The 13,876-nt window shown below is 67.8% G+C and carries 15 protein-coding genes, 1 pseudogene and 1 riboswitch; of the genes and pseudogenes, 9 read left to right on the forward strand and 7 right to left on the reverse strand.

Features of this window, described 5'->3' with window-relative positions:
- Positions 1–82 precede the first annotated feature (82 nt).
- A complete protein-coding gene (thiC, locus tag ACFWFI_RS31725) occupies positions 83–1,921 on the reverse strand; it encodes a phosphomethylpyrimidine synthase ThiC (protein ID WP_387396864.1) in 1,839 nt (612 codons plus the stop codon).
- A riboswitch (TPP riboswitch) is annotated at positions 1,914–2,047 on the reverse strand. It overlaps the preceding gene by 8 nt.
- Positions 2,048–2,118: 71 nt before the next feature.
- On the opposite strand from thiC, the gene ACFWFI_RS31730 reads away from it, so the two are divergent.
- Positions 2,119–3,474, forward strand: coding sequence for a YibE/F family protein (locus tag ACFWFI_RS31730; RefSeq protein ID WP_387396867.1), 1,356 nt, complete (start codon positions 2,119–2,121; stop codon positions 3,472–3,474).
- Positions 3,475–3,537: 63 nt separating this feature from the next.
- Here the strand turns inward: ACFWFI_RS31730 and ACFWFI_RS31735 are convergent, their stop codons facing one another.
- The 4 genes from ACFWFI_RS31735 to ACFWFI_RS31750 form a co-directional block, all read right to left on the reverse strand.
- Positions 3,538–3,975 (reverse strand): SsgA family sporulation/cell division regulator, encoded by a 438-nt coding sequence (locus ACFWFI_RS31735; RefSeq protein ID WP_073750747.1) that lies wholly within the window; start codon positions 3,973–3,975, stop codon positions 3,538–3,540.
- A gap of 101 nt (positions 3,976–4,076) precedes the next feature.
- The gene (locus ACFWFI_RS31740; RefSeq protein WP_387396870.1) at positions 4,077–4,844 is read right to left on the reverse strand and encodes an IclR family transcriptional regulator; all 768 of its coding nucleotides are present in this window, start codon (positions 4,842–4,844) and stop codon (positions 4,077–4,079) included.
- 285 nt (positions 4,845–5,129) lie between these two features.
- Positions 5,130–5,339 carry a DUF5326 family protein gene (locus ACFWFI_RS31745; RefSeq protein WP_099173639.1) on the reverse strand — a complete coding sequence of 70 codons (210 nt, stop codon included), beginning with the start codon at positions 5,337–5,339 and terminating at the stop codon, positions 5,130–5,132.
- A gap of 160 nt (positions 5,340–5,499) precedes the next feature.
- Positions 5,500–5,817, reverse strand: a complete 318-nt coding sequence (locus ACFWFI_RS31750; protein ID WP_387396872.1) for a cupin domain-containing protein — start codon at positions 5,815–5,817, stop codon at positions 5,500–5,502.
- A 78-nt stretch (positions 5,818–5,895) separates the two neighbouring features.
- Here ACFWFI_RS31750 and ACFWFI_RS31755 point away from each other — a divergent pair, with 78 nt between their 5' ends.
- The 5 genes from ACFWFI_RS31755 to ACFWFI_RS31775 all read left to right on the forward strand — a co-directional run bounded on the left by ACFWFI_RS31755 (position 5,896) and on the right by ACFWFI_RS31775 (position 9,802).
- Positions 5,896–6,273, forward strand: a complete 378-nt coding sequence (locus ACFWFI_RS31755) for a phage holin family protein (RefSeq protein WP_387396875.1) — start codon at positions 5,896–5,898, stop codon at positions 6,271–6,273.
- Between the two features lie 65 nt (positions 6,274–6,338).
- Entirely contained in the window at positions 6,339–7,463 is a 1,125-nt protein-coding gene (locus tag ACFWFI_RS31760; protein ID WP_387396878.1) for a cystathionine gamma-lyase, read from the forward strand.
- Between the two features lie 273 nt (positions 7,464–7,736).
- A complete protein-coding gene (locus ACFWFI_RS31765) occupies positions 7,737–8,633 on the forward strand; it encodes a LysR family transcriptional regulator (RefSeq protein ID WP_387396881.1) in 897 nt (298 codons plus the stop codon).
- A 52-nt stretch (positions 8,634–8,685) separates the two neighbouring features.
- Positions 8,686–9,165, forward strand: coding sequence for an NUDIX domain-containing protein (locus ACFWFI_RS31770; RefSeq protein WP_387396884.1), 480 nt, complete (start codon positions 8,686–8,688; stop codon positions 9,163–9,165).
- Between the two features lie 124 nt (positions 9,166–9,289).
- Positions 9,290–9,802 (forward strand): DUF2269 domain-containing protein, encoded by a 513-nt coding sequence (locus ACFWFI_RS31775; RefSeq protein ID WP_387396887.1) that lies wholly within the window; start codon positions 9,290–9,292, stop codon positions 9,800–9,802.
- Here the strand turns inward: ACFWFI_RS31775 and ACFWFI_RS31780 are convergent.
- Positions 9,702–10,946: an MFS transporter gene (locus ACFWFI_RS31780; RefSeq protein ID WP_387396890.1), complete on the reverse strand. Its 1,245-nt coding sequence runs from the start codon at positions 10,944–10,946 to the stop codon at positions 9,702–9,704. The two genes, ACFWFI_RS31775 and ACFWFI_RS31780, sit on opposite strands and share 101 nt — an antisense overlap.
- Before the next feature lie 140 nt (positions 10,947–11,086).
- Here ACFWFI_RS31780 and ACFWFI_RS31785 point away from each other — a divergent pair, with 140 nt between their 5' ends.
- From ACFWFI_RS31785 to ACFWFI_RS31795, 3 genes are read left to right on the forward strand one after another with little or no spacing between them, the layout of a single operon-like run.
- On the forward strand, positions 11,087–11,545 hold the full coding sequence (locus ACFWFI_RS31785; RefSeq protein WP_387396893.1) for a MarR family winged helix-turn-helix transcriptional regulator: 459 nt from the start codon (positions 11,087–11,089) through the stop codon (positions 11,543–11,545).
- A gap of 28 nt (positions 11,546–11,573) precedes the next feature.
- Positions 11,574–12,026, forward strand: a complete 453-nt coding sequence (locus tag ACFWFI_RS31790; protein WP_387396896.1) for a GNAT family N-acetyltransferase — start codon at positions 11,574–11,576, stop codon at positions 12,024–12,026.
- Between the two features lie 42 nt (positions 12,027–12,068).
- The gene (locus ACFWFI_RS31795) at positions 12,069–13,232 is read left to right on the forward strand and encodes a winged helix DNA-binding domain-containing protein (RefSeq protein ID WP_387396899.1); all 1,164 of its coding nucleotides are present in this window, start codon (positions 12,069–12,071) and stop codon (positions 13,230–13,232) included.
- A gap of 93 nt (positions 13,233–13,325) precedes the next feature.
- On the opposite strand, the pseudogene ACFWFI_RS31800 reads toward ACFWFI_RS31795, so the two are convergent.
- Positions 13,326–13,876: pseudogene (locus ACFWFI_RS31800) on the reverse strand (serine hydrolase); the annotation flags it as partial.

The raw sequence follows: 13,876 nt of genomic DNA on the forward strand, positions 1-13,876 counted from the left end.
GCGCTGCGCCGGCCGGGACGGGCGCCGTCCCGGCCGGCCGTGGCAAGGACAGCGCCGTGACGCCTGGAGGAAGCCCCTGCCGTCAGTCCGCGAGCGGCAGATAGACCCTGTTGCCCGCAGCTGCGAACTCCTTGGACTTCTCAGCCATCCCCGCCTCGATCTCCGCCTGCTCGACCCCGTGCTCCCGCCGGATGTCGTGGGAGATCTTCATCGAGCAGAACTTGGGGCCGCACATCGAACAGAAGTGAGCGGTCTTCGCCGGCTCGGCCGGCAGCGTCTCGTCGTGGAACTCCCGCGCCGTGTCGGGGTCGAGTGCCAGGTTGAACTGGTCCTCCCAGCGGAATTCGAACCGGGCGTCCGACAGTGCGTCGTCCCACTCCTGCGCCCCGGGATGGCCCTTGGCGAGGTCCGCCGCATGGGCTGCGATCTTGTACGTGATGACACCGGTCTTCACGTCGTCGCGATTCGGCAGCCCCAAGTGCTCCTTGGGCGTGACGTAACAGAGCATCGCCGTCCCCCACCAGGCGATCATCGCCGCACCGATACCCGAGGTGATGTGGTCGTACGCGGGGGCCACATCGGTTGTGAGGGGGCCCAGCGTGTAGAACGGCGCCTCCTCACAGATCTCCTGCTGAAGATCGATGTTCTCCTTGATCTTGTGCATCGGGACATGGCCCGGGCCCTCGATCATCGTCTGGACGCCGAACCGCTTGGCGACGGTGTTGAGCTCGCCGAGCGTACGGAGTTCGGCGAACTGCGCCTCGTCATTGGCATCGGCGATGGAGCCGGGACGCAGCCCGTCGCCGAGCGAGTACGTCACGTCGTAGGCCGCGAGGATCTCGCAGAGCTCCTCGAAGTGCTCGTACAGGAACGACTCCTTGTGATGTGCCAGGCACCAGGCCGCCATGATGGAACCGCCGCGCGAGACGATGCCGGTCTTGCGACGTGCCGTCAGCGGAACGTACGGCAGCCGGACACCGGCGTGCACCGTCATGTAGTCGACGCCCTGCTCCGCCTGCTCGATGACCGTGTCCTTGTAGGTCTCCCACGTCAGTTCCTCGGCCCGGCCGTCGACCTTCTCGAGTGCCTGGTAGAGGGGGACGGTGCCGATCGGCACGGGCGAGTTGCGCAGGACCCACTCGCGGGTGGTGTGGATGTTGCGGCCCGTGGAAAGGTCCATGACCGTGTCGGCGCCCCACTTGGTGGCCCAGGTCATCTTGTCCACCTCCTCCTCGATGGAGGAGGTGACCGCGGAGTTCCCGATGTTGGCGTTCACCTTCACCAGGAATCGCTTGCCGATGATCATCGGCTCGATCTCCGGGTGGTTGACGTTGGCCGGCAGGACCGCCCGTCCCGCGGCGATCTCCTCGCGTACGACCTCGGGTTCGACGCCCTCCCGGATCGCGACGTACTCCATCTCCGGGGTGATCTCCCCCCGGCGTGCGTACGCGAGCTGCGTGACCGGCCGGCCGTCACGGCTGCGGCGGGGCTGCCGCGGGCGCCCCGGGAAGACCGCGTCTAGGTTGCGCAGGCCTCCGCGCGGCGAGGTGTGCTTGAGCCCGTCGTCCTCGGGCCGCGCGGGACGGCCCGCGTACTCCTCGGTGTCCCCGCGAGCGATGATCCAGTTCTCCCGGAGCGGGGCGAGCCCCCGGCGTACATCGGTGTCGACGGTGGGATCGGTGTACGGCCCGGACGTGTCGTACAGCGTCACGTCCTTCCCGTTGGTGAGGTGCACCTGACGGACCGGCACCCGGAGATCCGGGCGCGAGCCCTGGACGTATCCCTTGTGCCAGCCGATGGACTTCCCGGCCTCGTCGTTCCCCGCGTCGGCGCTGTCGGCCGAGTTCGCGTTGTCCGTCGGGATCTGCGCATTCTGCGCATTCCGCATCGAGGCAGGCGTGCGTGCGTCCGCTGTGGTCATGAGACCTACTCCCTACGCCGGCATTACCCGGTAACAGGTTCGGCGGTCGACGCAGCGTGTCCCGTATGGATATACGGAGGTCAGCGCCCTCTCAGCCCGGTGCTCCGAGCTCCCGCGTGTACAGATGTGGCTCCACGCTAGCCTCCTTTCTGGCGTGCTGGCCAGAGGGCCTCCCCGGTTCTTGGGATGATCGCCGGGTGACGTCCCCCGGAAGCGCCCCCGAACCCCCCGGCCTCGTATCAGGCAGCACGCAGAGTCATGCGCACGGCCACACCCACAGCCACGGTCCAGCCGCGCCGGTCTCCAAGCACCTGCGCAAGGTCATCGCGGCCGTGGTGATCCCCTTCGCGACCGCGGTCCTGGTCGGCCTCGTGGCGTTCTGGCCCGGCGGCGCCCCCGCGCACGAGCGCACAGGTGTCGGATTCGACCGGCAGACCCAGGACGGACGGGTGACGAAGGTCGTGTCGGTCGACTGCGCCGACGTCAACGCCTCTCAGGTACCGCCGACCGGCGACACCTCCACGCCGTCGGGGCGGGAGGCCGTCAACGAGCAGTCGGGGCAGTGCAAGAAGGCCACGGTCGAGGTGACGACCGGTAAGGACAAGGGCCGTACGTTCGTCGAGGTCGTCCAGCCCGATGCGCCCCGGCAACTGCGCGAGGGCCAAGGCGTGGTCGTGGCGTACGCACCCGACGCACCCCGGGATCTGCAGTACTCGGTCACCGATGTGGACCGCACCGTGCCGATGGCACTGCTCGCCGGGCTCTTCGCCCTCGCGGTGGTCGTGGTGGGCAGACTGCGCGGGCTGATGGCGCTGATCGCCCTCGCCGTCTCCTTCGCCGTGCTGACCCTGTTCATCCTGCCGGCGATCCTGCAGGGCTCGAATCCGCTGGTCGTGGCGGTGATCGGATCCAGCGCCATCATGCTGATCGCCCTCTACGCCTGCCACGGGCTGACGGCCCGCACCTCCGTGGCCGTCATCGGCACGCTCATCTCGCTGCTGCTGATCGGGCTGCTGGGCTCGCTCTTCATCGGCTGGGCCAGCCTTTCCGGAAACACGGATGACAACACCGGCCTCATCCACGGGCTGTACCCGGACATCGACATGAGCGGCCTGCTGCTGGCCGGTGTGATCATCGGCTCGCTCGGCGTGCTCGACGATGTGACCGTCACTCAGACGTCGGCGGTCTGGGAACTTCACCAGGCCGACCCGACCATGGGCGTACGCCGGCTCTACCGGGCGGGTATCCGGATCGGGCGCGACCACATCGCCTCGGTCGTCAATACGCTCGTACTCGCCTACGCGGGCGCGGCGCTTCCCCTGCTGCTGCTCTTCTCGATCGCGCAGAGCAGCGTGGGCACGGTGGCCAACAGCGAACTGGTCGCGGAGGAGATCGTCCGGACACTGGTCGGGTCGATCGGGCTGGTCGCCTCGGTGCCGGTGACGACGGTGCTCGCGGCCCTGGTGGTCTCCGCGGACCGCACGGGGCTCGGCGCGGAAGCCGGAGCTCCTGCACCCGCACGGACCGGGAGGGGCCGACGCCGCAAGGCGTGAGCCGGGACGCCGGACGCATGGACCCGGGCCGCCCGCGCTCGGTGTTCAGCCGTGACTTCCTGTTCAGCCGGCGTTCTGTTCCTTGGCGAGGATGCGGCCCAGCGCCTCTTCCAGATTGCCGTCGAAGTCACCCAGCGTGTGCTCCTGCCCCAATGGCACCAGCTTGTCCGTCCGGTCGAGGAAAGCCACAAGAGGTGCTGTGCCGGCCCTGAAGAGCGCGCGGTCCGCGCCGACCTGAAGGCGGATGTGTACATCCGACAGCCCTTCGGGCTCGGTCGGACCGATGTGCACATCACCGTCACCACTGGGGCTGTTGAGACCATCGAGCAGCAGCTCACGGCCGAATGCCCAGGTGACGGGGGCGTCACCCGGCAGGTGGAAGGTCATCCGGATCGCGTACGGATCGCTGACCTCGTACCGGAGCTCCACCGGAATACGGAAGGAGAGCTCCTCGGAGACGAGGAAGCTCATCATGACCTCTGCTTGAACCGACTCGCGCATCGTTCAACCCCGCAGTAGATGAATCTGGCCAGGAATGATCCCCCATGGCCCTATTGACGCCATCGTGGTGCACGCGATAGCAGATCACAAGGAGTGATTTTTCAGATACTGATAGAGAACACGAACGAGCGCAAGAGGGTGGTCACTTCGCAGCGTAGTTGTTCGACTGCGGGGAGCAACCGTTCTTCTTGATGCAGAGGGAGAGAAACAGCCATGGCCGCGACGGCGGAACCGACAGTGATCGGAATGGCCGCACAGACCGTTCCCATGGCGTACTCCTGCCGTTCAACGACAGGTTCGGTACGTTTCATCGATCTCAGCCGGCTCAGGAACGCCTGACGATCCCTTACGGAGTAACGCGTCAGCGGCCGGACAGGGTGCCGGTCCAGATGATCTTCGCGTGCGCGCTCGTCGAGCTGCCCGAGGAGACACTGCCCGAGAGCATGGGCATGGCCCGTCTCCCGGAACGAGGCCCACTCGCGCACCGCGGGAACGGCCGGAGTATCGGCGACGGCGACCATCTCGATCTCGCCATCCTTGTACAGGGCGCAGTACACAGGAGCGCCGATGACGTGCGCCCAGTGTGCGAGCGAGTCGACGATCACTCCGGGACGCGGGGTCGCAGGACCTCCACCCAGCCGTTCGGCCGCGGCTCCGAACAGGAAGACGCCGTTCTCCCTGCGTAGATACCCCTCATGGGTCAGGGTTCTCAGCAGGTGGTAGGCGGTGGGGAGGGGAAGCCCGGCCTCGCGGGCGAGCTGCTTCGCCGGCGCCCCGTCCCGATGGGTGCCCACAGCCTCCATAAGTCTCAACGCCCGCTGAACCGAACCGATCAACGTCGGGACAGCCGTGCTCGATGCCGTGGTCACAGGTCACCCCCAGGCATGGTGACGGGCTTTCAGCCCTCCCGCGGGGGCCGCCCCCACGGGCCCGCCGCGAGCCTGGGGTCCGGAGACCGGACGGTCGCACAAACCACTGGGCAGGATGATGACGGACCGTCATTTTCCAGCTGGCGGCAGCGGTACGCCACTGTATCCGCACGTTCAGTCACGAGTGAGGTTTCGTCCTGGACTTAGCTCAGCTGGGCTAATCGCCGAATCTGTGACCCCTCACGCGGGCTCGGGACAGCGCGTGATCGGAGAGCGCCCCTGCTCCTACCAGTCGCTGCGCTCGGACGAGGACATGAACTTCCGCACCACGAAGATCAGGCCACCCACGAGGACGACGAACACCAGCGCCTTGAACAGCAGCCCGATGACGAACCCGACCACACTGGCGATCAGGCCGCCGAACACGACGATCGCGATGAGAGGCACCGCGACCCACTTCACCCACCAGGGCATCCCCGCGAAAATCTCCCGCACCGCCATCGCCACTACCTCGTCTCTGTGAGTTCCTTGCCTCGATGCTAGAGGCGCGGGGGCGACCTGCGGGGGCCCGGGAGCCCTTGAAGTCCCCTGAGCCATCCCCTAGGGAACATCGGGACCAGGGAGAGCCCGGCACGGAATCCCTGGGGACTGCCGATCAGCCCTCCGGCGGGGAGAAGACCACCATCACCCGGAGGTCCTCGGTGATGTGGTGGAACTTGTGGGCGGTCCCGGCGGGTACGTACACGACGCTCCCCCGTCCCACCTGTGTGGTCTCCATGCCGACCGTGATCGCGGCCCGGCCGCTGACGACGAAGTACACCTCGTCCTGCTTGTGCGGTTGCTGGGGGTCCAGCGCGCCGGCATCCAGGGCGTACAGGCCGACGGACATGTTGCGTTCCCGGACGAACTGCAGATAAGCGCCGTCGTTGGCGGCGCGTTCCGCCTCCAGCTCGTCGAGTCTGAATGCCTTCATCGTCCGTCCGCCCCTCGCGCCTGCGCTCGTCCGCCCAGGCGGTGTCCGCCATCGATCATGTCTGCCACGATCAGACACATGAAGAATTTCGTAGTCAAGACGATCGCCAACGCGGGTGCGCTGGCTGTGGCCATCTGGCTGCTCCAGGACATCACGCTGACCGGAGACAACACCGGACGCAAGGTGCTCACCCTGATCCTGGTGGCGCTGCTGTTCGGCCTGGTGAACTTCGTCGTCAAGCCCGTTGTGAAGCTGCTCACCCTGCCCTTGTTCATCCTGACGCTCGGGCTGATCACGCTCGTCGTCAACGCCCTGATGCTGATGCTGACCTCGTGGCTGGCCGACGTCGTCGATCTGAACTTCCATGTCGACGGCTTCTGGACCGCGGTCCTGGGCGGCCTGATCATTTCGGTCGTGTCCTGGGCACTCAATGTCGTGCTCCCCGACGAGGACTGAATCGTCCCCTGATGACACAGTGCACTGCGGACCGGTGAACGCCGGGGAGAAACGAGGTATTGAGAATGAGCACCACGGGCGACGGGACACGGGCCGTACGAGCGGGCCTGCCCGAACCTGAGCAGTACGAACCCACGCTTCCCGGTCCGGTCTTCGCCGCGCACTTCCATCTGTCCGGCGAGCCCGTCGGTCCTTATACCTACGGCCGCGAGACGAATCCGACCTGGACCCACCTGGAGCGGGCCATCGGCGAACTGGAGTCGCCGGGGGAGAAGGTCGAGACCACGGTCTTCGCTTCCGGAATGGCGGCCATCTCGGCCGTACTGCTGTCCCAGGCGCGCACCGGCGACGTCGTGGTCCTGCCGGACGACGGCTATCAGGCTCTCCCCCTGGTGCGGGAGCAGCTGGAGGCATACGGCGTCGAGGTGCGGACCGCGCCGACCGGCGGCGACGCCCAGCTGGAGCTCCTGGAGGGCGCCAAGCTCCTGTGGATCGAGACACCGTCCAACCCAGGGCTCGACGTCTGTGATGTGCGCAGGCTCGTCGAGGCCGCGCACGCCGCGGGTGTTCTGGTCGCGGTCGACAACACCCTGGCCACGCCTCTCGGCCAGCGCCCCCTGGAGCTGGGTGCGGACTTCTCGGTGGCCAGCGACACCAAGGGCATGACCGGGCACGGAGACATCCTGCTCGGCCATGCGAGCTGCCGGGACCCACAGCTCTCGGCCGGAGTACGACGCTGGCGCAAGGTGGTCGGCGCCATTCCCGGTCCCATGGAGGCCTGGCTGGCGCACCGTTCGCTGGCCACGCTGCAACTGCGGATCGACCGCCAGTGCACGACCGCGCTGGCGCTCGCCGAGGCCCTGGCCAAACGCGCTGACGTGGCGGGGCTCCGCTACCCGGGGCTTCCCGGTGACCCCTCGTATCCGATCGCTGTGCGACAGATGCGGCGCTTCGGCTCCGTGGTCTCCTTCGAGCTGGCGGACAAGCAGACCGCGGAGCGCTTCCTGGCCGCTCTGCGACTGGTCGACGACGCGACGAGCTTCGGCGGCGTACGTTCGACCGCCGAGCGCCGGGCGCGCTGGGGCGGGGACGCGGTGCCGGAAGGCTTCGTCCGTTTCTCGGTGGGCGCCGAGGATCCCGAGGACCTGCTGGCGGACGTGGAACGCGCGCTGGACGCGTCCATGCGCTGAGCCCTTCCCCTACGGTCCTGGCAGGACCGGTCCGGGACGGGCGTCCCCGTCCACCGGACCGGTCCCGCTCGGGACGAGCGGTCCGAGCCTCCCCCCTCGTGACTCGGACCGCCCCGGTTCCTGCGCCGAGAACCGCCTGGACAAGGCTAATTGACTCTGCGTCAGTGTCCAATCACAGTAGCGACAGCGACCTATCGACATATTTATAGTTGAGGCGGTTGCGAGGGACGGTGCGGGACGGCGCAGCGTCCGCGACGGTGGAGGGGGCGGACCATGGACCTGGCCCTGCTGCGCACATTCGTCACGGTGCACCGGGCCGGATCATTCACCCGGGCAGCCGCCCTCCTCGGGCTGTCCCAGCCCGCCGTCACCTCGCAGATACGCGCCCTGGAGCGGCAGCTTGGCCGGCCGCTCTTTCTCCGCAGGGCCCGCGGGGTCACCCCGACCACCGTCGGCGACGAGCTCGCCCACCGGGCCGCTCCTCACCTGGACGCGCTGGTGGACATCGTCGAGGCGGGGCTCGACGAGGAGTCGGGGACGAGGACACTGCACCTGGCCGGTCCACCCGAGTTCACCTCTGTTCGGGCACTGCCCGCCCTCACGCCCTTGATCGCCCAAGGGCTCGCGATGCGCAGCACCTTTGTCGCGAACACCGAAGACGCGCTGGAGGGGCTGGCGGCCGGACATCATGATCTGGCCATCACCACCGCCCGTCCGCGCGGTGTGCTGCTGACGTCGACCACCCTCTGCGACGAGGAGCACGTCCTGGTCGCCGCGCCGCGTTGGGCAGGACGCCTGGGGCCCGGGGCGCTGCGGCACAAGGGATCCGTACTGCTGGAACAGCTCCCGGTGGTCGAGGTGCACGAAAGCCTCCCTCTGGTCTCCCGCTACTGGGCGACGGTCTTCGACAGCCGCCCCGCCGCTTCCGCCGCCGTCATCGCACCGGATCTCCGCGCGGTCCTGGAGTGCGCGGCGGCGGGCGCCGGCCTCGCGGTGCTACCGCGCTATCTCTGCGAGAACGCGCTGGAGCGGGGCGAAGTCGTGGCGCTGCTCGACCCTCCGATACCGCCGCTGCGCACCTATTTCCTCATCGCGAGGACCGGCACACTGGGCCTCCCGCACATTGCGCGGGCGCACGAGTGGCTGGTGCGTGCTGCCGTGGACTGGTGACCGGTCGGCCGATAGGAGTTTCAGATCGGGTTTCCTGGGCCACTCTCTTGCCATGACCGAACGCCCCGTGGTCAAGCGCACAGCACGCGCCGTCCTGCTCGACGGCGATGACCTCATCCTGATCAAGCGCACCAAGCCCGGCGTCGACCCGTACTGGCTCACGCCGGGCGGTGGCGTCGAGCCGGAGGACGCCACCGTCGTCGAAGCACTGCACCGCGAAGTGGACGAGGAGCTCGGCGCAAAGGTCGTCGATGTCGTGCCCTGCTTCGTCGACACCGTCGAGCACATCGCCGGCGGCGGCGTCAAAGGCGTGAAGGTGCAGCATTTCTTCGTATGCCGACTGGCCTCGATGGACCTGTCACGTCGGCACGGACCAGAAATCGACGAACCCTGTGGGGAGTACGAGGTCGTCCGTGTGCCCTTCAGTCGCATCGGAATCGCGGCTGTACACCTCGTACCGCTGTCGCTGCGGCACTATCTGGACGCCAACATCGAGGGCGTACGGGCGATGCACGCGCCCGATCTGGGCTGAGGCCGGGAGCCCGGGCAAGGTGTAAGACGGGTAGGCCAGGCACTCCGCGTACGCCGAGGCCAGTAGCCGTGAATACTCCCGTCGGCAGATGACCGCGCGCTTCGCGCTTGGCACCGTGTTTCACGTGAAACCACTCAAGCGTCCTGTTCGCCGAAGTCTCCTCGTCGCCCACGTAGCGGTGTCCGTGAGCTGGCTGGGCCTCACCGTGGGCCTGCTGTCCCTCGGCCTCACCGCGTTCCTCACACATGACGCCACGATGGCTCAGGCCGCCACCAGCGCCATGAAGGTTTTCGGCGACTGGCTCGTGGTGCCGGTCGCCCTGATTTCACTCCTCAGCGGCCTGCTGCTGGCACTCGGCACCCCCTGGGGCCTGGCCAGACACCGCTGGGTCTGGACGAAGTTCTGGCTGACCCTGATCACCGCGGGGCTGTCGATCTTCTCGCTCCGCCCGGGTATCAACGAGGCCGCGGCCCGGGGTGCGACAGACATCGATCTGGTCATCGCACCCTCGGTAGCCGCGGCCACGTATCTCTTCATCACCGCGATATCGGTGCTGAAGCCGTGGGGACCGACTCGCCGGGGCCGACGCCTGCGGAAGGCCCGGGAGATTGCGCGGCAACCAGTCGGCCACCAGTGACTGTGCGGCGCTCGATCGCACCCGAGAGCACTGCCAGTAGCAGCGCCGAGGCCGCGAGTGCGGCGCCCACCCAGTTGGGCGCGGTGTATCCGAACCCGGCCGCGATGACGATGCCACCGAGCCACGCCGACAGCGCGTTCCCGAGGTTGAAGGCACCGATATTTACGGCCGAGGCCAGGGTGGGCGCGCCGGCCGCCTGGTCGAGGACCCGCTTCTGGAGCGGCGGCACGGTCGCGAAGCCAAGGGCCCCGATGAGGACGATGGTCACCGCTGCAGCGATCTTGTTGTGCGCGGTCAGCGTGAACAGGGCCAGGACCACGGCGAGCGCACCGAGCGACACGTAAAGCATCGGCATCAGATGGCGGTCGGCGAACTTACCGCCGAGCAGATTCCCGCCGACCATACCGAGACCGAAGAGGACCAGCAGCCAGGTGACGGATGACGTTGCGAAGCCGGCGGTCTCCGTCATCATCGGCGTGATGTAGGTGATTGCCGCGAAGACGCCGCCGAAGCCCAGAACCGTCATCGCCATGGCGAGCAGTACCTGGACGTCGCGGAAAGCGGCCAGCTCGTGCCGGATCCGTACGCCCTGGGGCTTCGGCTGTTCCGGCACGAGCTTCGCCACGCCGAGGAGACCCAGGACGCCGAGTCCGGCTACGACGAAGAACGTGATGCGCCAGCCGAAGTTCTGACCGATGAAGGTCCCCAGCGGGACTCCGACGACGTTGGCGACGGTGAGCCCGGTGAACATCATGGCGATGGCACCGGCTTTCTTCTCCGGAGCGACCAGATCCGCAGCCACGACCGATCCGATGCCGAAGAAGGCTCCATGGGCGAGTGAGGCGATCACCCGTCCAGCAAGCATCACCCCGAAGACGGGGGCCAGTGCGGACACCACGTTCCCCACGATGAACAGCCCCATCAGGAGCATCAGCATCCGCTTTCTGGTCACCCGGGTGCCCAGGATGGTCATCAGCGGAGCGCCGAGGACCACACCCAGGGCATAGCCCGTGACCAGAAACCCTGCGGTCGGGATCGAGACCTGGAAGTCGGTCGCGACATCGGGAAGCAACCCCATGATCACGAACTCGGTGGTGCCGATACCGAATGCCCCTATGGCGAGGGCGAGGAGCGCGAGCGGCATGGGTGTCACCTTCCCTGAAGATTGCGTCTGCGCCTTACAAGCGTCCACAATAATTGCACACGCTCATTAATTGCAAGCGCGGGCTATTGCACTCGTGCCCTATCCTGGATGCAAGCAGCTCCCGTACGGAGGAGAGATCCATGACAGCGACAGATCCCGCACTGACGGCCCTCGCTCAGAGCTGGTGCGCCCTCTCCCTGCTCCACGGGAAGATCGAGGCCCGCATCGAACGGGCCCTGCAGTCCCGCCACAGCCTCAGCGCGCGCGAGTTCTCCCTGCTCGACGTCCTGAGCCGCCAGCACAGCGGCACGGGCGGGCACCTGCAGATGAAGCAGGTGGCGGACGCCGTGGTGCTGAGCCAGAGCGCCACCACCCGGCTGGTCACCCGGCTCGAGGACCGTGGGCTACTCACCCGGTACCTGTGCGACACGGATCGACGGGGCATCTATACGGACGTCACGGAAGCGGGCCTCACGTTGCTGAACGAGGCCAGGCCGACCAACGACACCGCGCTACGCGCCGCTCTCGACGAGGCCGCCGAGAACCCGGAGCTCGCTCCCCTGGTCCGGACCGTCGAGGCGCTGAAGGTCCCCGCCTGAGCCGGCGGGTTTGCGTAGTCTGCCGATCATGAGCGATCTCGACATACGTCCCGCAGCACTCTCCGACATACCCGCCGTCGTGGCCATGCTTGCCGACGATCCGCTGGGTGCGCAGCGCGAGTCCCCGGACGACCTCGCCCCGTACCATGCCGCGTTCCGGCGGCTTTCCGACGACCCGAACCAGCATCTGGTCGTGGCTGTGCGCGAGAGCCGCGTCGTGGGAAGTCTCCAGCTCACGATCGTTCCGGGACTGTCCCGGCGCGGTGCCACGCGCTCGGTCATCGAAGGTGTCCGCGTCCACGCCGATGAGCGCGGCAGTGGCCTCGGCACCCAGCTGATCCAGTGGGCGGTCGACGAATCCAGGCGTCAGGGTTGCCAGTTGGTGCAGTTGACATCGGATGCCACCCGTACCGACGCCCACCGCTTCTACGAGCGGCTCGGCTTCACGGCGAGCCACGTGGGATTCAAGCTCGCACTCTGACCCCGTAGCGCCCCCGGAGCTCCGCAATGCGAGAGGGCACGCATGTACCGCATCGATGACAAGCAGCGCAGGAGCAGACTGGGGCGACGCCATCTGCTGGTTCCGTCCGAGCGGGCCGACTCGGTCGTGGCGGTGGCGGACGCCGTCGTAGCCCTGCACGCGACCGATGCCGCGACGCTCTATCTCTCGGTGTGCGCACGCCTGTCCGACCCCGGCACCGCGGTGGTGGAGCGCGCCCTCTACGAGGACGTCTCGCTGGTTCGCCTGCTGTCCATGCGGAACACCCTGTTCACCGTGTCAACGGACGTCGCACCCGCCGTCGACGCGTCGAACGCACGCATGGTGGCAGCCAAGGAACGGCGCAAGCTGCTCAAGCATCTACGGGAGGACGGCAACGGCCTGGACGAGCGGTGGCTCGCCGACACGGAGAGCGAGACGCTCACCGCTCTGGCCGCCCGAGGGCCCGCGACGGGAAATGAGCTCTCCGCGGCCGTACCGGCTCTGCGCACGAAGATCACGGTCTTTCCCGGCACGAGGCAGGAGACCGTGCAGGGAGTCGCCTCCCGGATCATCCGGGTACTGGCCGCCGATGGGCGGATCCGCCGCGACCGGCCGCGTGGTTCATGGACCTCCAGTCAGTTCCGCTGGACGGCCGCCGAGCCATGGCCCGCGTCGGATCCTGCCGAGGCGCGAGCGGAGGTGGCCAGGCTCTGGCTGCGCTCGTACGGTCCGGCGACCGAGGCGGATCTGAAGTGGTGGACCGGCTGGGGCGTCCGTGAGACACGTGCGGCCCTGGCGGCCGTCGCCCCTGAGGAAGTACTGCTCGACAGCGGGGCCGTCGGCTGGGTCGCCCCGGGCGATCTCGCCGCTGAGCCTCCTCCGGAGCCCTGGGCGGCCCTGCTGCCCGGTCTCGACCCGAGCGCTATGGGCTGGGCCGACCGCGGTTTCCAGTTAGCCGCGAATCACCGTGCCGCGCTTTTCGACCGCGCCGGCAACATCGGCCCCACTGTGTGGTGGAACGGCGAAATCGTGGGTGGCTGGGCCCAGCGCGCAGATGGTGAGCCGGTGTGGCGTCTGCTGTCCGACGTGGGCCAGGATGCCGCGCAGCTCATCGAGACAGAGGCTGCTCGGTTGTCGGCATGGATGGGCGACGCCCGGATCACGCCACGCTTCCGCACGCCTCTGGAACGCGAACTGACGGCCTGATCCGTGCGCCGTCCGGGAGTTGGGGAGCGTCCCGGTCGGCGTTTCACGTTCGCGGCTCCTGACGGTTTCACGTGAAACGCCGACCCACGCCCTTCAGAGTGCGAGCCCTCGCCAGCCCCCGTCGTCCACGCCACCGGGGATGGCCGTGCTCCTGTCATACGGCTCCCGGGTGAAAACGAACGATCCCAGGTCGAGATGGTCCACCGTTCCGTCTTCGGCACGCACGACCCGGAGCGTCTCCCCCGCGTAGTAACCGTTGAGACCCGTCCAAGTCCCGTCGGGACGTGCTTGGAACCCCGACCCGCGGCCAACGCCTTGCAGCGGCTGAAGCTCGAGACCCCCGTCTGCGAGCAGCTTCAGGGCGTGGGCCCGCGTGCCCCAGTACCAGGGACCGGTCAACGCCAGCAGCCCTTCGTCGACCTCGGGCAGCGGGCGCCAGGGCTCCGGGATCCGCGGCTCCGCGTCGGCGACGATCTGCAGGAGGTCCGCGGCGACCGTACCGGTGAGCGGGCCGGAGGTGGCATTCGAGAGCACCACGGCCGCCACGTCGTCCTCGATGCTGAACAGCAGCGTGGCCAGGAATCCGGGCAGGGAACCTGAGTGCCCGAGGAACGTACGGTTCCCGGCACGTACGGCCTGAAGAC

Source organism: Streptomyces sp. NPDC060209, from assembly GCF_042728155.1.
In the GTDB taxonomy this organism is placed as follows: domain Bacteria; phylum Actinomycetota; class Actinomycetes; order Streptomycetales; family Streptomycetaceae; genus Streptomyces.